Origin of the sequence: Pseudomonas sp. SK2 (assembly GCF_016772395.1) — a bacterium.
Taxonomy (GTDB): Bacteria; Pseudomonadota; Gammaproteobacteria; order Pseudomonadales; family Pseudomonadaceae; genus Aquipseudomonas; species Aquipseudomonas taiwanensis.
On record NZ_CP061944.1, the window covers coordinates 4585774 to 4601489 of the forward strand.

The 15716-nt window shown below is 63.0% G+C and carries 16 protein-coding genes; 6 read left to right on the forward strand and 10 right to left on the reverse strand.

Annotated features, from left to right (window positions below; all coding sequences use genetic code 11):
• The first annotated feature begins 103 nt into the window (after window positions 1–103).
• Genes mksB through mksF form a run of 3 tightly spaced genes read left to right on the forward strand, consistent with a single transcriptional unit; the run spans window position 104 to window position 4906 of the window.
• Window positions 104–1381, forward strand: coding sequence for an Mks condensin complex protein MksB (mksB, locus tag IF103_RS20625; RefSeq protein ID WP_023382389.1), 1278 nt, complete (start codon window positions 104–106; stop codon window positions 1379–1381).
• Window positions 1371–2078 (forward strand): Mks condensin complex protein MksE, encoded by a 708-nt coding sequence (gene mksE, locus IF103_RS20630; protein WP_202675635.1) that lies wholly within the window; start codon window positions 1371–1373, stop codon window positions 2076–2078. Before mksB ends, mksE begins: the two co-directional genes overlap by 11 nt.
• Entirely contained in the window at window positions 2075–4906 is a 2832-nt protein-coding gene (gene mksF / locus IF103_RS20635; protein WP_104881248.1) for an Mks condensin complex protein MksF, read from the forward strand. Before mksE ends, mksF begins: the two co-directional genes overlap by 4 nt.
• A gap of 119 nt (window positions 4907–5025) precedes the next feature.
• Here the strand turns inward: mksF and IF103_RS20640 are convergent, their stop codons facing one another.
• The 5 genes from IF103_RS20640 to rplU form a co-directional block, all read right to left on the reverse strand.
• The gene (locus IF103_RS20640; protein ID WP_202675636.1) at window positions 5026–5487 is read right to left on the reverse strand and encodes a CreA family protein; all 462 of its coding nucleotides are present in this window, start codon (window positions 5485–5487) and stop codon (window positions 5026–5028) included.
• On the reverse strand, window positions 5484–6602 hold the full coding sequence (proB, locus tag IF103_RS20645) for a glutamate 5-kinase (RefSeq protein WP_202675637.1): 1119 nt from the start codon (window positions 6600–6602) through the stop codon (window positions 5484–5486). Before proB ends, IF103_RS20640 begins: the two co-directional genes overlap by 4 nt.
• 87 nt (window positions 6603–6689) lie before the next feature.
• A complete protein-coding gene (gene cgtA / locus IF103_RS20650; RefSeq protein WP_202675638.1) occupies window positions 6690–7916 on the reverse strand; it encodes an Obg family GTPase CgtA in 1227 nt (408 codons plus the stop codon).
• 188 nt (window positions 7917–8104) lie between these two features.
• Entirely contained in the window at window positions 8105–8362 is a 258-nt protein-coding gene (gene rpmA / locus IF103_RS20655; protein WP_023382395.1) for a 50S ribosomal protein L27, read from the reverse strand.
• Window positions 8363–8399: 37 nt separating this feature from the next.
• Window positions 8400–8714: a 50S ribosomal protein L21 gene (gene rplU, locus IF103_RS20660; protein WP_011532169.1), complete on the reverse strand. Its 315-nt coding sequence runs from the start codon at window positions 8712–8714 to the stop codon at window positions 8400–8402.
• A 245-nt stretch (window positions 8715–8959) separates the two neighbouring features.
• Between rplU and IF103_RS20665 the strand changes: the two genes are divergently transcribed.
• From IF103_RS20665 to IF103_RS20675, 3 genes are all read left to right on the forward strand, one after another.
• Entirely contained in the window at window positions 8960–9928 is a 969-nt protein-coding gene (locus IF103_RS20665) for a polyprenyl synthetase family protein (protein WP_023382396.1), read from the forward strand.
• Between the two features lie 153 nt (window positions 9929–10081).
• Window positions 10082–10423 (forward strand): zinc ribbon domain-containing protein YjdM, encoded by a 342-nt coding sequence (locus IF103_RS20670; protein ID WP_023382397.1) that lies wholly within the window; start codon window positions 10082–10084, stop codon window positions 10421–10423.
• An 84-nt stretch (window positions 10424–10507) separates the two neighbouring features.
• Window positions 10508–10753: a PA4570 family protein gene (locus IF103_RS20675; protein WP_027907643.1), complete on the forward strand. Its 246-nt coding sequence runs from the start codon at window positions 10508–10510 to the stop codon at window positions 10751–10753.
• Between the two features lie 88 nt (window positions 10754–10841).
• On the opposite strand, the gene bamJ is transcribed toward IF103_RS20675, so the two are convergent.
• The 5 genes from bamJ to IF103_RS20700 all read right to left on the reverse strand — a co-directional run bounded on the left by bamJ (window position 10842) and on the right by IF103_RS20700 (window position 15550).
• Window positions 10842–11459 (reverse strand): BamJ family beta-barrel-assembly machinery protein, encoded by a 618-nt coding sequence (gene bamJ, locus IF103_RS20680; protein WP_023382399.1) that lies wholly within the window; start codon window positions 11457–11459, stop codon window positions 10842–10844.
• A gap of 85 nt (window positions 11460–11544) precedes the next feature.
• A complete protein-coding gene (locus IF103_RS20685) occupies window positions 11545–11850 on the reverse strand; it encodes a DUF6482 family protein (RefSeq protein ID WP_023382400.1) in 306 nt (101 codons plus the stop codon).
• 141 nt (window positions 11851–11991) lie between these two features.
• Window positions 11992–12480 carry a TIGR00645 family protein gene (locus IF103_RS20690; protein WP_023382401.1) on the reverse strand — a complete coding sequence of 163 codons (489 nt, stop codon included), beginning with the start codon at window positions 12478–12480 and terminating at the stop codon, window positions 11992–11994.
• 131 nt (window positions 12481–12611) lie between these two features.
• The gene (locus tag IF103_RS20695) at window positions 12612–12950 is read right to left on the reverse strand and encodes a PA4575 family protein (RefSeq protein ID WP_023382402.1); all 339 of its coding nucleotides are present in this window, start codon (window positions 12948–12950) and stop codon (window positions 12612–12614) included.
• A 161-nt stretch (window positions 12951–13111) separates the two neighbouring features.
• Entirely contained in the window at window positions 13112–15550 is a 2439-nt protein-coding gene (locus tag IF103_RS20700) for a Lon protease family protein (protein WP_023382403.1), read from the reverse strand.
• Between the last annotated feature and the right edge of the window lie 166 nt (window positions 15551–15716).

Here is a 15716-nt window from a genome sequence, read left to right on the forward strand (position 1 = left end):
CCAGAAAAGCCAGGGTTATCCCTCATTACAGACCAAGGGGTGAAATCCTCCCCCAAGGATGCAGTACAATCGCCCCCTTTTATTTGGCAACGAGTCGACGCCAATGATCGAACCCAAGCGCGTCCTGCGCGCCCTAGCCGAACACTGGGCCTTGATCGAGCCGCTGTGCGAGCGTTTCGACCAGGGCACCCTGAGCCTGGTCGAACTGCGCCAACAGCTGGCCCGCCAGCAGGTCGAGAGCACCCCGCAGGACATCACCCAGCTGCTCGACGTGTGGATCCGCCTGGATATCCTGGTCCCGGTGGCCAAGAGCCCGAACCGCTTCGAGCTCAACGCCCAGATCCACGACTTCCTCGCCTACCTGCGCCGCGAGCACCGCCTGGGCCTGTGCCTGGAGATCGAGGCTTACCTGCGCCACCTCGAACGCCTGGCCGGACATATCCAGGACGCTTTCGACAACCGCGACAGCGATGACCTGGCGCGCCAGTTGCGCCTGCTCGACATGCGCGTGCGTGACGTCCTCAAGAAGCTCGACAACGACGAACAGGCCCTGGTGGCCGTGGCCGAGCGGGCCAAGACCAGCAACCGCCAGATCCCGCTGCGCCAGCGCTATGCCGAGGTCCTGGCGACCTGGGACGAGTACGTCGAGCCAATGATCCAGTTGGTCAACGCCGACGGTGCCTTCGAACAGGGCGTGCGCAAGGTCGAGACCGTGCTGCTGAAACTGCTCGGCGAGCAAGCCCGCCTCGGTCACCTGGTCGACGACGACATGCTGCTGCGCACCCATGCGCGCATTCTGGAAATGCAGACCAGCGCCCAGCTGACGCTGCGTCATGCCCGCGAATTGCTGCTGCCGCTGCGCGAAGAAGCACGTCGGCACAACGCCGTGACCCGTGGCGCGGCCCTGGCGCTGTCGGTGATCCGCCGCAAGGGCATCGACGCCGTGCCCCACGCCGCCATGCCACTGTTCACCCGGCCGCAGAGCACTTTCCTGGGCAGCGCCAGCCAGGTCGAAGCGTATGTCTACGCCCTGGCCCGTTTCGAGCCCAAGCCGGCGCGCTTCCCCAAGGCGCACAAGACCCAGAAAGGCCCGCTGCCGCGCGCGCCACGCACGGTCAAGGAAATGCTCGAACGCTGCGAAGACGCCCTGCCGCTGCCCGACCTGATGGTCTGGTTGTTGGAGCAGGAGCCCGAAGGCGCCACCGACGAATTGCTGTACTGGTTCTCGCGCCTGTCGCGGGAAAAACGCTTCAAGCGTGAGCGCCTGGAACGGCGCGAGTACACCACCCAAGAACACCTGGTCAGCCTGCGCTCGTTCGCCCTGACATCCAGCCGCGAACCATCGCCTGAAACCAACGCGAGCCCAGCCAATGCATCTTGATCTTTCCGAACTGTCCCAGCTCGCGCCGATCTTCCGCGAGCTGTTCAAGGGCTTCCACGTCAGCCGCCGCGACCCTGAAATGTACGGCCAGCTGTCGAACTTCCAGGACCAGTACCGCACCCTGTTCAAGGCCCTGGGCTTCGAGCTGGTGTGCGACACCCGTGGTTTCTACTACTTCGTCCCCGAGCAGGCCGCCGCGCAGGTCAACAAGACTGCCCAGCGCTTGTCGCTGTTCACCTTCATCCTGGTCGAGCACCTGGCTGACCAGGGCCGCGACCCGATGGCCGTGCTTGACGGTGGCAGCATCGGTCGTGACGAACTGCCCTCGCTGCTGGACAAGTACCGCGACCTGTTCCTGCAGGCCGAAGTGCAGACCGTCGACGAGCTGGAAGAAAAGATCATGCGCCGCATGACCCAGCTTGGCTTCGCCCACGAGGAAGGCGGTATCTACCGCTTCCTGCCGCCCATGCACCGTTTCCTCGACGTGTGCCTGTCGGTCCAGCAGGACCGCGACCTGGCGGCCAGTCTGCACAGCGACTTGCCACTGCCGACGCCGGTGCTGGTCGAGGAAGAGAGCACCGAAGCACTCAACCGCACCGACGACCCGCTGGATCTGGCGCCGTTCGACGACGAGGAAAGCGAGGAACAGGCCCTTGCCCGGGCCATCCGCGAAGAGCAACAGGAGAATGAAGCATGAGCCAGGAACGCTACGGCATCCGCCGCTTCGCACTGCTCAACACCGCCGGCTACAGCCTCGGCCTGTTCCCGCTGGAACACCCGCTGTCGGTCTACGGTGCCAACAACCTGGGTAAATCAGCGTCGATCAACGCGCTGCAGTTCCCGATCCTGGCGCGCATGTCGGACATGAGCTTCGGCAAGTACAGCCTCGAACAGTCGCGTCGCTTCTACTTCGCCAGCGACACCTCGTACATCCTCTGCGAACTGAACCTGCCCCATGGCCCCCACGTGATCGGCGTGGTCGGCCGGGGCCCGGGCGGCGGCTTCGGCCACCAGTTCTTCGCCTACAAGGGCGAGCTGGACCTGGCCCATTACCAGAAGAACGACACCTGCCTGCGCCAGAAAGAGCTGTTCACCAACCTCGAGCGTCTGGGCCTGAAGGCCTACGAGCTCAAGCCGGACGAACTGCGCCGGCTGCTGGTCGGTGGCCACACCTCGGTACCGCTGGACCTGACCCTGATTCCGCTGCGCTCGACCAGCGAGCAGAGCCTGAAAACCTTCCGCGCACTGTTCATCAACCTGCTGCACATGCGTGAAATCACTGCCGCCAAGCTCAAGCAGCTGTTCCTCGATGCCTTCGAGCACAGCCTGCGCTCAGGCAGCGTCGACTACATCGCCGCTTGCGAAGAGGCGTTCCGCGATGTGCGCCGTATGGAGCAGGACTACAACGCGCTGGTCGCGGCCGGCCCACTGGTCGAAGCCCTGGCCGGCGGCGTGGCCCAGCGCGACATCCTGCGCGGCAAGCTGCACCGCCTCTCGCCCCTGCTCGACAACCTGCTGGGCACCTGGCAGGACTACGCCATGGCGCGCAAGGAAGAGCTGGTCATCCAGGCCGAGCACTACCGCAGCGAGCAGGACAGCCTGCAGAACGACCAGCGCAGCGGCACCCAGGAATTGATGCGCCTGGAGCGCGAGATCACCGGTATCCAGCGTTGGCTCGGTGAGCTGTCGGTGCTCAAGCACCGCTTTGCCCTGGTCGATGACGTCAAGGTCCTGGAACAGCAGCTGCTGGCGGCCAAGGACGCCCACGACGAGCTGGCCGGTGCCCTGGCCCAGTCGCGCCAGTTCTCCGCCGAAGACCTCGACGAGCGGGTGCGTGACCTGGAAAAACGCCTGAAGCAGGTCAAGCAGCAGCTCGAGCACGCCGACAACAACAGCTACGCCCGCCTGCGCGAGGAGTTCTCGCAGCAGGATGTCGACCGCCTGATGCGTCTGTTCAACGGCGCGCTGTTCAGCCTGCCGCTGGGCGAGCGCGGCATCGAGCTGGACGACAGCGACCTGTGGGTGAAGTCCCTCGAAGCCGTGCTCGATGGCTTCAAGGGCGAGCGTTTCGAGGCCCCTGGCCTGTCCATCGACCTCTCCCACATCGACCCGCCAGCCCTACAGGCCCTGGCCGACCGCGCCGCCCTGCGCGACCAGAAGGACCGACTGGAGCGTGAACTCAAGCAGCTCAAGACCCAGCAGGCCGTCGCCGCCGACCGCTCGGCTTCGAAAGCCCAGACCGAAGCCCTGTACCAGCAGGTGCTGGATGCCCAGAAAGCCCTGGAAGACTTCCGCCGCACCGAGACGCTGAGCGCCGAAGAGCCCGAGAAGATGGAGCAGTTGGCGCAACTGGAAGCCGCCCAGGACGAACTCAAGCGCTCCAGCGACGCCTTCACCGAACGCGTCCAGCAGCTGTCGGCCAAGCTGCAACTGGTCGGCCGCCAGATCGCCGACCTCGAAGCCAAGCAGCGCACCCTGGAAGACGCCCTGCGCCGCCGCCAACTGCTGCCCGCCGACCTGCCCTACGGCACGCCGTTCATGGAAGCGGTCGACGACTCCATGGACAACCTGCTGCCGTTGCTCAACGACTACCAGGACAGTTGGCAGAGCCTGCAGCGCGTCGACAACCAGATCGAGGCGCTGTACGCCCAGGTTCGCCTCAAGGGCGTGGCCAAGTTCGACAGCGAAGACGACATGGAGCGCCGCCTGCAACTGCTGGTGAACGCTTACGCGCACCGCACCGACGAAGCCCTGACCCTGGCCAAGGCACGCCGCGCCGCAGTCACCGACATTGCCCGGACCCTGCGCAACATTCGCAGCGACTATGACAGCCTCGAGCACCAGCTGGCTTTGTTCAACCGCGAGATCAACCGCCGCCAGGTCTCCAACCTGGAGAGCTTCCGCGTGGTGCTGGCGCCGAACAAGGAAGCGCTCAAGCACATCGACCAGATCATCCACAGCGCCGGCCAGTACGAGGAGGGCGAGACTCTGTCGGTGTTCGACCTGACCCAAAGCGCCGAGCAGGATCACAAGAACGAAGAGGCCAAGGAGTACCTGGCACGGTTGGTGGCGGCCAACCACAACCAGCTGGGCCTGAAAGACCTGTTCGAGCTGGCCTTCGAGATCACCAAGGTCAACAGCCAGCCAGTGATCCATGCCGACATCGACGGCGCCGCCTCCAACGGCACCACCATGACCATCAAGGCGCTGACCAACATGTACCTGTTGCTGCACCTGATGGACCGTGACCTGGCCGGCCGCATTCGCCTGCCCTACTACCTCGACGAGGCAGCGGACATCGACGAACGCAACCAGGCCGCGCTGCTGGAGACCAGCCTGCAGCTGGGCTTCGTGCCGATTCTGGCGAGCGTGAAGCCGCAGGTATCGGCGCGAGTTGCGATCGACCTGGAAGGTGGCAGCGGCCCGAATGGCATCTACATCGACGAGGCGGACTGGAAGTTCATCAGCCGTCTGGATGTGGAAAAGGCGATCGTGCGTGAGGATCAGGCCGAAGAGTTGGCCTGATTCGGTGTGACGGGGCCGCTTTGCGGCCCCTACGCGTGTTTTGCACACGCCCCAACGGCAGTGGAGTGCGTGCAGGAGCGGGTTTACCCGCGATGGAGGCCAAAGGCCTCCCAACTACATCAATGCGCCCAAGGCAGGATCGGGATCGCCGTCACCGCATTCTGCGGGCTGCCTTCGATCATGCGGTCGCTGTACACCAGATACGCCAGCGTATTGCGCTTCTTGTCCAGGAAGCGCACCACCTGCATGGTCTTGAACACGAGCGAAGTGCGCTCCTTGAACACCTCCTCGCCATCCTTCAACTCCCCTTTGAAGTTGATCGGCCCAACCTGGCGGCAGGCAATCGAAGCTTCCGCCCGATCCTCGGCCAGCCCCAAACCACCTTTCACACCGCCTGTCTTGGCACGCGAGAGGTAACAGGTCACCCCCTCGACCTTAGGATCGTCGAACGCCTCGACCACGATACGATCGTTCGGCCCAAGGAACTTGAACACAGTGGACACCTGGCCGATTTCCTCGGCGCCGGCGAGCACGGGCAGCGCCAGCGCCGCCACGGCCACAAACCGCTTGAGCAATCTCATACCAGCACCAGGTTGTCGCGGTGCACCAGTTCGGGCTCGGCAATATAGCCAAGCACGGCTTCGATGGCGTCGGACGGCTGGCCAATGATCTTCTGGGCCTCCAGTGCACTGTAGTTGGCCAAGCCACGGGCGACTTCAACACCATCCGGGCCGACACAGACCACCATCTCGCCACGGCGGAAGCTGCCCTGCACGGTTTTCACGCCCACCGGCAGCAGGCTCTTGTTGGCCTCGCGCAGCGCCTGCACGGCGCCTGCGTCGAGTACCAGCGTGCCGCGCGTCTGCAGGTGGCCGGCCAGCCACTGCTTGCGCGCGGCGAGCATGCCGCGCTCAGGTGACAGCAGCGTGCCCAGGCGTTCACCGGCCTTCAGACGGTCGAGCACGCGCTCGATGCGCCCACCGATGATGATGGTGTGCGCGCCAGAACGGGCCGCCAGGCGCGCGGCGCGCAGCTTGGTCTGCATGCCCCCACGGCCCAGGGCACCACCGGTACCCCCGGCCACGGCATCGAGCGACGGGTCATCGGCGCGGGCCTCGTAAATCAGTTGCGCCTCGGGGTTGTTGCGGGGGTCGGCGTCGAACATGCCGTCGCGGTCGGTGAGGATCACCAGCAAGTCGGCCTCCACCAGGTTGGCCACCAACGCCGCCAGGGTGTCGTTGTCGCCAAAACGGATCTCGTCGGTGACCACCGTGTCGTTTTCGTTGATCACCGGTACCACGCCCAGGTCGACCAGGGTGCGCAAGGTGCTACGGGCGTTCAGGTAACGCTTGCGGTCGGACAGGTCGTCATGGGTCAGGAGAATCTGCGCGGTGTGCTTGCCGTGCTCGCCGAAGCTCGACTCCCAGGCTTGTACCAGGCGCATCTGGCCGATGGAGGCCGCGGCCTGCAGCTCGTTCATCGCGCTCGGTCGCAAGGTCCAGCCAAGCTGGCTCATGCCGGCAGCCACGGCCCCGGAGGAGACCAATACCAACTCCACGCCCGCTTCGCGCAGCGCCACCATCTGCTCGACCCAGACAGCCATGGCGCCGCGGTCGAGGCCCTTGCCATCGGCCGTCAGCAGCGCACTGCCGATCTTCACGACCCAGCGCTTGGCGCCTGTCACCTTGCTTCGCATCTTCTCTTCCAACCTATGTCGAATCTGTAGATACCGTAGATACCAAAACGCCGCTTGAAAAAGCGGCGTTTAGTGTACTGCAACCGGTCAGTCGCGCACGTAAATGATTTCCGGACCGTCTTCGTCGTCCTCGAAATCATCATCCCAATCGTCATCGTCGCCGATGTCGTGCACGCTCTTGACGCCGGTGCGACGCAGGGTACGGGCGTCGTCCAGGGCCTGCAGCTGAGCACGGGCTTCGTCTTCGATACGCTGATCGAGGTCGGCCAACTCTTCGGCGTAGGCCGGGTCGTTCGCCAGGCGATCGGCGCGCTCTTCGAGGTAGCGCATCAGGTCGTGGCTGAGCTGCTCGGTACCCTGCTTGGCGATGGCCGAGATCATGTAGACCGGCCCCTCCCATTGCAGGCGCTCGATCACGGCCTTGGCCCGCTCGTCGCGCTCGTCGTCCATCAGCATGTCGCACTTGTTCAGCACCAGCCAACGCTCGCGCTCGATCAGCGACGGGCTGAATTGCGCCAGCTCGTTGATGATGACTTCGGCAGCATCGGCAGGGTCGCTGTTGTCCAGCGGTGCCAGGTCGACCAGGTGCAGCAGCACGCGGGTACGGGCCAGGTGCTTGAGGAAGCGGATACCCAGGCCAGCACCGTCGGAGGCACCTTTGATCAGACCGGGGATGTCGGCGATGACGAAGCTCTTCCAACGGTCGACGCTGACCACGCCCAGGTTCGGCACCAGGGTGGTGAACGGGTAGTCGGCGACTTTCGGCTTGGCGGCCGAAACCGAGCGAATGAAGGTGCTCTTGCCAGCGTTTGGCAAACCGAGCAGGCCAACGTCGGCCAGCACTTTGAGCTCCATCTTCAGGTCACGTTGCTCGCCCGGCTTGCCCGGCGTGGTCTGGCGTGGCGCACGGTTGGTGCTGGACTTGAAACGGGTATTGCCCAGGCCATGCCAGCCGCCCTGGGCGACCATCAACTTCTGGCCCGGAGCGATCAGGTCACCGATCACTTCCTGGGTCGAGGCGTCGATCACGGTGGTGCCGACCGGCACCCGCAGGATCAGGTCATCGCCCTTCTTGCCGGTGCAGTCGGTGCTGCCACCGTTGGAGCCGCGCTGGGCTTCGTGGTGACGGGTATAACGGTAGTCGACCAGGGTGTTGAGGTTTTCGTCAGCCACCATGTAGACCGAACCGCCATCGCCACCGTCGCCGCCGTTGGGGCCGCCGTTCTCGATGAATTTCTCGCGGCGGAAGCTCATGCAACCGTTACCGCCGTCACCGGCCTTGACCCGAATGGATACTTCGTCAACAAACTTCATTCAAAACCGCCTCTCGTCGGACGACGAGCTGAATACTAAAAAACCTGAGGCTCTTGCAAAAATGAGCGCGGCGGCCCCGTACGACCGTAGAAACCAACGCCGGCAGCCCATACAAACAGCTTTGCAAGAGGCTCACCACAAACGAAAAAGCCCCGTCGCATGACGGGGCTTCTGGAGCGACGTCGCGATTAGGCTGCGACGATGCTCACGTAACGGCGGTTGAACTCGCCTTTCTTCTCGAACTTGATCACGCCTTCGATCTTGGCGAACAGAGTGTGATCCTTGCCCATGCCAACGCCGTAGCCGGCGTGGAACTGGGTGCCGCGCTGGCGGACGATGATGTTGCCGGCCTTGATGACCTGGCCGCCATACATCTTCACGCCAAGGCGTTTCGATTCTGAGTCGCGACCGTTACGAGTACTACCACCAGCCTTTTTGTGTGCCATGGTTCAATTCTCCAATAAATTCAGGGGATCGAGGGGATTAAGCCTGGATACCGGTGATTTTGATTTCGGTGAACCACTGGCGGTGGCCCATACGCTTCATGTGGTGCTTACGACGACGGAACTTGATGATGCGGACCTTGTCGTGACGGCCTTGCGAAACGACTTCGGCTACAACTTTAGCACCAGCGACGACTGGAGCGCCGATGGTGACGTCGTCGCCATTGGCAACCAGCAGAACGCGATCGAAGGTCACGGATTCGCCAGTAGCGACTTCCAGTTTTTCGATCTTGAGGAATTCACCTTCAGCGACTTTGTACTGCTTGCCGCCGGTAACGATTACTGCGTAAGACATGGGTATTTCTCCGATAATCCTGCTCACCCAGCGCTTTATATGATGAGTATTGGCTGGCATGGCTGCATGGGGCTGGAACGGCCCTGTGCAATTGCGTAAGGCAGGTGCTGCCCAGGAAGTTAGGGTGCGCGATTGTACGCAACCCAGGTTTTGCTTGCAAGTGCCGCCCCAGGCCCGCAGGTACCGCGCCTTGACACACCGGGACCCGCGACCTAGCATGCCGCGCAACCTCAATGGAGCAGCCGATGCAACCCCAATCCTTCTACCGCGCGGTGGCTGACGATTTCAGCGCCGTCGACGAGATCATCAAGAAGCAGCTGACCTCGCGCGTGCCGCTGGTATCGAAGATCGGCGACTATATCACGTCCGCTGGCGGCAAGCGCCTGCGCCCCCTGCTGGTGCTGCTGTGCGGCAAGGCGCTGGGCCGTGAAGGCAACGACCTGCGCCTGCTGGCCGCCACCATCGAGTTCCTGCACACCGCCACCTTGCTGCATGACGATGTGGTCGACATGTCCGGCATGCGCCGTGGCCGCTCCACCGCCAACGCCCTGTGGGGCAACGCACCGAGCGTGCTGGTGGGCGACTTCCTTTATTCGCGCTCGTTCGAAATGATGGTCGAGCTGGGCTCGATGCCGGTCATGAAGATCCTGTCCCAGGCCACCCGCGTCATCGCCGAGGGTGAGGTGCTGCAGCTGTCGCGCGTCCGTGATGCCAGCACCACCGAGGAAATCTACATGGACGTCATCCGCGGCAAGACCGCGATGCTGTTCGAAGCCTCGACCCACAGCGCAGCGGCGCTGGCGGGCGCCACCGAGGAGCAGCGCGAAGCACTGCGCACCTTCGGCGACCACCTGGGCGTAGCTTTCCAACTGGTCGACGACCTGCTCGACTACGAAGGCGATGCGCAAGCCCTGGGCAAGAACGTCGGCGACGACCTGGCCGAAGGCAAGCCGACCCTGCCGCTGATCTACACCATGCGCGAAGGTACGCCCGAGCAGGCGGCCCTGGTGCGCAAGGCGATCCAGAAGGGTGGCCTCGATGATCTGGAGCAGATCCGTGAAGCGGTCAGTGCATCGGGCGCCCTCAAGTACACTGCCGAGCTGGCCCGTGACTACGTCAAGCGTGCCATTGCCTGCCTGGAAGTGCTGCCTGCCAGCCAATACCGGGATGCCCTGGTCGAGCTGAGCGAATTCGCCGTCGCACGCACGCACTGAACACCGCTTCGCCCTCCTTCGCGGGTAACCCGGCTCCGATGCTGTATCGGGAGCGGGGTTACCCGCGAAGGCATTTGTACGGACAGAAACACTTGCCGCACAAAACCTTATACAATATGGGCCTTTAACCGTCCGTCTGTTTAAGGAACCGAAGTGAGCACTCTGCCACCCTGCCCCAAATGCAACTCCGAATACACCTACGAGGATGGCACCCAGCTGATCTGCCCTGAGTGCGCCCACGAGTGGTCGGCCAGCGGCGAAGCCGAGGCCGCCAGCGATGACGTGGTGAAAAAGGATTCTGTCGGTAATGTCCTGCAGGACGGCGACACCGTTACCGTGATCAAGGACCTCAAGGTCAAAGGCTCCTCCCTGGTCGTCAAGGTTGGCACCAAGGTCAAGAACATCCGCCTGTGCGACGGCGACCACGATATCGACTGCAAGATCGACGGCATCGGCGCGATGAAGCTGAAGTCCGAGTTCGTGCGTAAGGTCTGATGACGCGCCTGTCCGGCAATTGGCGCTTGCTATTTAGATAATAAGAATTATTCTCATTGGAACCGCTATCCAAGGAGAATAGCCATGACTTATCTGATCGACGCCTGGCTGGACCGCCCTCACCCCTACCTGCGCATACTTCATCGCGAAACCGGCGAAGTGTGCGCGTTGCTTGAAGCAGAAGCGCTCGATGAACTGCGTGACCAGGGCGACCTGGACATGAGCGGGTTGAATTCGAGCGAGCCGATGGTGCTCAAGGAGCTGGTGCGAAATGTGTTTCTGTTCTGCTATGCGCGGGCGTTGCGCCCCGGTGGGACAGACTGGATGTGAAGCTCGCAGGTCTTTGAGCATTCGCGGGTAAACCCGCTCCCACAGGCCCTGTAGGAGCGGGTTTACCCGCGAATGGCATCAGCAGGTCTTACAGAACGTCGAGCAGCTCGACGTCGAACACCAGTACGCTGTGCGGCGGGATGCTGCCCACGCCTTGAGCGCCGTAAGCCAGTTCGCTCGGCACGTACAGACGCCATTTGCTGCCAGCGTTCATCAGCTGCAGGGCTTCGGTCCAACCCGCGATCACACCGCCCACCGGGAATTCAGCCGGCTGACCACGCTCGTACGAGCTGTCGAACACGGTGCCGTCGATCAAGGTGCCGTGGTAGTGGGTACGCACGTTGTCTTCGCGGGTCGGCTTGGCGCCTTCACCTGCGGTCAACACTTCGAACTGCAGGCCCGAAGCCAGGGTGGTGATGCCTTCACGCTTGGCGTTCTCGGCCAGGAATGCCTTGCCTTCGGCAGCGGCGGCTTCAGCCTTGGCGGCCGCTTCGGCTTGCATCACTTCGCGGATGACTTTGAAGCTGGCCGACAGGTCGGCTTCGCTGACGCGGCTTTCAGCACCGTTGAAGGCGTCGGTCAGGCCGGCCAGGATCGCTTCCAGGCTGACGCCGGGTGGCGGGTTGTCACGCAGCTGGCCGCCCAGCTGACGGCCGATGCCGTAGCTGACGCGAGATTCGTCGGTGGTCAGGTTGAGTTCGGACATTGTCGTGCTCCACTGCAGGGCGCAGTGAGGCCGCGCCCTTGATGAAAAGGGCGAGCAGCCTAGCACACTGGGACGCTGCGAGCAGCTACCAGGCCGAACGCTGGGAAATCGGAACCTTGAGGTCTTCTTCAGGATGGGTGCCCATGCCGACCATTTCATCCTGGACGGACCAGTGCACCAGGTTCATGGAGACCATCGGAATGGTTTGCAGCAACTTGCGCGCATCCTCCACCGAATGCACCCGCAAGCGTTCTCCCCGCGTGTCGGACAAAGGATGGGCATGCCCCTTGACCCGAGCCTCGAGCAGGTAATCGCCACCTTCGATGGCGATCAGGTTGACTTCATCGACATGGCCGGCCCTGGCCTCGGAATTGAGCTGATGCAGGTTCATGAGAGCACCTCGCAATGGGAACCACGCATGACTGCTCATTTTTTGTACGGAAAAGGGCAATACACAAGGCATTACCGCCGCCGCTCGTCCGTTAGTGTGCATTTGCCGTGGGAGCAAGGGCGGCTCCCACAGCGCCAGCCGTCAATGCTTGGTGACTTTGTCCAGGTAACCCATGACGAACGCCGAGATGACGAAAGTCATGTGGATGATCACGTACCACATCAGGTAGTCGGTGGAGATGTTCTGCGCATCCATGAACACCCGCAGCAGGTGGATGGAGGAGATCGCCACGATGGACGCCGCCACTTTCATCTTCAGCGACGAAGAGTCCATCTTGCCCAGCCAGTTGAGCTTCTCCTTGCTTTCGTCGATGTCCAGCTGCGAGACGAAGTTCTCGTAGCCCGAGATCATCACCATCACCAGCAGGCCGCCAACCAGCGACATGTCGATCAGCGACAGGATGACCAGGATCAGGTCCGCCTCGGCCAACGAGAACACGTTGGGCAGGACGTGAATGATTTCCTGGAAGAACTTCAACGCCAGGGCGAGCAAGCCCAGGGACAGGCCGAAATAGATAGGAGCGAGCAGCCAGCGAGAGGCATACATCGCGTTTTCGAGAATACGTTCCATGGAGGGATTGGGACTCGTCAGGTGACTAAAAAAGCGAGGGCGAGTATAGCCAGCCACCTGTGACAGCAAAAGCCTTGGGCAGTTGCGCGAGCCAATCGCCAGCGCCTTCCGAAACGAGCAGCGGCGGCTGCTCAGGTTTCAGGATGGAACTGGTAATCCCCAAGGTTGCGACAACGCTCGCCGTTGATCCGTCGCAACTGCGCCTGCAGGTGCAGCGCCCAGATCTGTGGATCGTGCGCCACCTGATACCCGTGCAAGGTCAGGCTGTCGACGATGGCATGGAGCACCGACTCGGCCACCGCGGGCCCATGGAACGGTCCCTGCGCCTTGATGGCCGACGGTTGTTCACCGGCCATGCCGGCAGCGAACAGCAGGGTCCACATGCCGTTGTCACCGGCCAGTGGGCGAATGCTGCATTCAATGCGGGTCACCAGGCCCAGGCACTGGCGAGTAAGGCTGAGGTTGCGCATGGCCGCGTCCCCTCCAATGAGCCCTGTTCAGCCTGGAATCACAGGCTGTTTCCATCCTGAACCCTGATACCGTCCTACGTTCCAGCATAGAATAGCGACGGAAAAAGATGGAAAACCGGCGCTGAACGGTAGCACATCGCCTTCAGCGCCGTTTTCTTGACTCAAGCCGGCTTGGCTTGGGCAATCATGTCCTCCAGACGTTCTTTTTCTGCCTCTTTGATGTCTTCTTCGCTGATCATCTCGGCGATTTCCCGCAGGCGCTCCACCACCCGGGCATTGACGCTGCCTTCGGTGAACTGGCCCTTGTCGTCCAGTACGCCGGCCTCCTCACCCACCAGCAAGCTCAACGCCTCGTCGGCCTGGCTCACCGCGTAGACGTGGAACTGCCCGGCCTCGACCGCCTGCAACACCCGCTCGTCGAGCATCAGCGTGGCGACGTTGGCCCGCGGGATGATCACGCCTTGGTCGCCCGTCAGGCCTCGGGCATCGCACAGGCGGAAGAAGCCTTCGATCTTCTCGTTGACCCCACCCACAGCCTGCACTTCACCGAACTGGTTGATCGACCCGGTGATGGCGAAGCACTGCTTGAGCGGCGTGCGCGACAAGGCCGAGATCAGCGTGCACACCTCGCCCAGCGAAGCACTGTCGCCGTCGACATAGCCGTAGGACTGCTCCAGGGCGATGCTTGCCGAGATCGCCAGCGGGAACTCCTGGGCGTAGCGGCTGCCGAGGTAACCGGTGAGGATCATCACCCCCTTGGAGTGAATCGGCTGGCCCAGGTTGACCTCGCGCTCGATATCGACGATGCCGCTGCCACCGGGGTACACCGTGGCCGAGATCCGCGCCGGCATACCGAACGCCGAGTCACCGACCTCCAGCACCGTCAGCCCGTTGCACTTGCCGATGGCCGCGCCCTCGGTGTCGATCAAGATGATGCCGGCGAGCATGTCGTCCAGCACCCGCTGCGAAACCCGACCGGTACGGGTGGCCTTGGCCTTGAGCGCACGTTCGATGTGCCCCGCGTCGGTCATGGTGTCGCTGGCCAGCTGGCGAATGAAATCGGCCTCGCTGACCAACTGGAAGAGATCGCCGATACGCGCCGACAGCCGCGACTGGTTTTCCGCCAGGCGGGCGCTGTAGGTGGCCAGGCGTGCCACCGCATCGCTGGTCAGCGGCGCCATGCCCTCTTCGTTGGTACGGGTACGCAGCAACTGGGCGAACTGCTCCAGGTTCTCGTCGACCATGGGCATGTCTTCGTCGAAGTCCACCAGCACCCGGAACATCTCCTGGAAGTCCGGGTCGTGGTCCTGCAACGCGTAGTACAGCTGACGCGAACCGATGATCACCAGCTTGACGTTCAGCGGGATCACCTGCGGCGTAAGGCTGACGGTGGCCACGCGGCCCAGTTCGCCCAGGGGCGACTCCATCTTCAGCTTGCGCGATTGCAGGGCGCGCTTGAGCGCGTCCCACACGAACGGCTCACCCAGCATTTTCTCGGCTTCCAGAATCAGGAAGCCGCCGTTGGCGCGGTGCAGCGCACCGGGGCGCAGTTGGCGGTACGAGGTGTACAGGGCCCCCTGGTCGGTGCTGTATTCGATACGGCCGAACAAATTGTCGTAGGTCGGGTGCGGCTCGAACACTACCGGCGCGCCGCCATCGGCATGGTGGCCGACCACCAGGCTGGGGGCGTATTGCTCTTCCAGCAGCTTACGCGCGGCGGCATCGGTCTTGCTGTCGTCGACCAGTTGCTCGACCACCGTTCGCAACAGGTTCAGCTGCATGGACTGCAGGTAGGCGCACACGGCCGCATTCTCGGCGTACTTCTGCGACAACGGCGCCAGCAGCGGCTGCAAGGCCAGGGTGATGGTTTCTTCGTTGAGCTGGCGCAGCTGGTTGTTCGACTCACGCTTCCATTGCGGCAAGCTGGCGAGTTCTTCGTTCAAGCGCTCTTCCAGCAGGGCGATGTCTTCGTGGAACTGCTCGCGAACCTCTTCTGGCAACTGGGCGAATTCGGCTTCATCCAGTGCCTTGCCGTCGGCCATGGGGGTGAAGGCGACGTTGCTGGCGTCGCGGTACAGGGCCACGTCCTTCTCGAGCGAGGCACGTTCGATCACGTCGAGGGCGCGGTCATAGCGCTGGTTGAAGGCGCGGTCGATGGCGCCTTTCTTCTGCTGGTAGGACGGGTGCTCGAACACCGCCGGGAAGGTGGACAGCAGGTTGTCGATCAGCCCCCCCATGTCGGCGATGAACTCGGCGGCGCTGCCCGACGGCAGCTCCAGCGCACGCGGCTCGCGGGTGTCGTCGAAGTGGTTGACGTAGACCCAGTCGGACGGGGTCTGCTGACGCTTGCCCTCGGCCTTGAGGTAGCGTTTGACGAACGAGAAGCGGCCAGTGCCCGGCTCGCCCATCACATACACGTTGTAACCAGGGCGCGGCATCGCCACGCCAAATTGCAGGGCCTCTACAGCGCGCTCCTGGCCCAGTACTCCGCGAAACGGCTCCAGATCGTCGGTGTTGGTGAATGCAAACTGCTCGGGGGAAAAACGCCGGGTCAGGGCTTCGGGCGCGAGACGCAGGCGCGCAGCGACAGGATCGGGCATTGTGTTTCCTTACTTCGGCGGGCGGATAGCAGCATTCTGGCGCTGCCCGCGCGCGCCTTGCAAGGCTCGGCGGGACTTTATGTCGCAGCCGCATCGCCCACCGAAGGCAAGCAAATTTTTCGCAATCAGCGACGCAACCTTTAGATCGTGCCTAAACTCCAAGCTG

Coding starts and splice junctions, on each gene's coding strand:
- IF103_RS20700 (WP_023382403.1), bottom strand. CDS start 15,550: ATGCCCGATCCTGTCGCTGCGCGCCTGCGTCTCGCGCCCGAAGCCCTG.
- rplU (WP_011532169.1), bottom strand. CDS start 8,714: ATGTCTTACGCAGTAATCGTTACCGGCGGCAAGCAGTACAAAGTCGCT.
- bamJ (WP_023382399.1), bottom strand. CDS start 11,459: ATGTCCGAACTCAACCTGACCACCGACGAATCTCGCGTCAGCTACGGC.
- mksB (WP_023382389.1), top strand. CDS start 104: ATGATCGAACCCAAGCGCGTCCTGCGCGCCCTAGCCGAACACTGGGCC.
- IF103_RS20675 (WP_027907643.1), top strand. CDS start 10,508: ATGACTTATCTGATCGACGCCTGGCTGGACCGCCCTCACCCCTACCTG.
- mksF (WP_104881248.1), top strand. CDS start 2,075: ATGAGCCAGGAACGCTACGGCATCCGCCGCTTCGCACTGCTCAACACC.
- mksE (WP_202675635.1), top strand. CDS start 1,371: ATGCATCTTGATCTTTCCGAACTGTCCCAGCTCGCGCCGATCTTCCGC.
- IF103_RS20695 (WP_023382402.1), bottom strand. CDS start 12,950: ATGCGCAACCTCAGCCTTACTCGCCAGTGCCTGGGCCTGGTGACCCGC.
- IF103_RS20690 (WP_023382401.1), bottom strand. CDS start 12,480: ATGGAACGTATTCTCGAAAACGCGATGTATGCCTCTCGCTGGCTGCTC.
- IF103_RS20685 (WP_023382400.1), bottom strand. CDS start 11,850: ATGAACCTGCATCAGCTCAATTCCGAGGCCAGGGCCGGCCATGTCGAT.
- IF103_RS20640 (WP_202675636.1), bottom strand. CDS start 5,487: ATGAGATTGCTCAAGCGGTTTGTGGCCGTGGCGGCGCTGGCGCTGCCC.
- IF103_RS20665 (WP_023382396.1), top strand. CDS start 8,960: ATGCAACCCCAATCCTTCTACCGCGCGGTGGCTGACGATTTCAGCGCC.
- proB (WP_202675637.1), bottom strand. CDS start 6,602: ATGCGAAGCAAGGTGACAGGCGCCAAGCGCTGGGTCGTGAAGATCGGC.
- rpmA (WP_023382395.1), bottom strand. CDS start 8,362: ATGGCACACAAAAAGGCTGGTGGTAGTACTCGTAACGGTCGCGACTCA.
- cgtA (WP_202675638.1), bottom strand. CDS start 7,916: ATGAAGTTTGTTGACGAAGTATCCATTCGGGTCAAGGCCGGTGACGGC.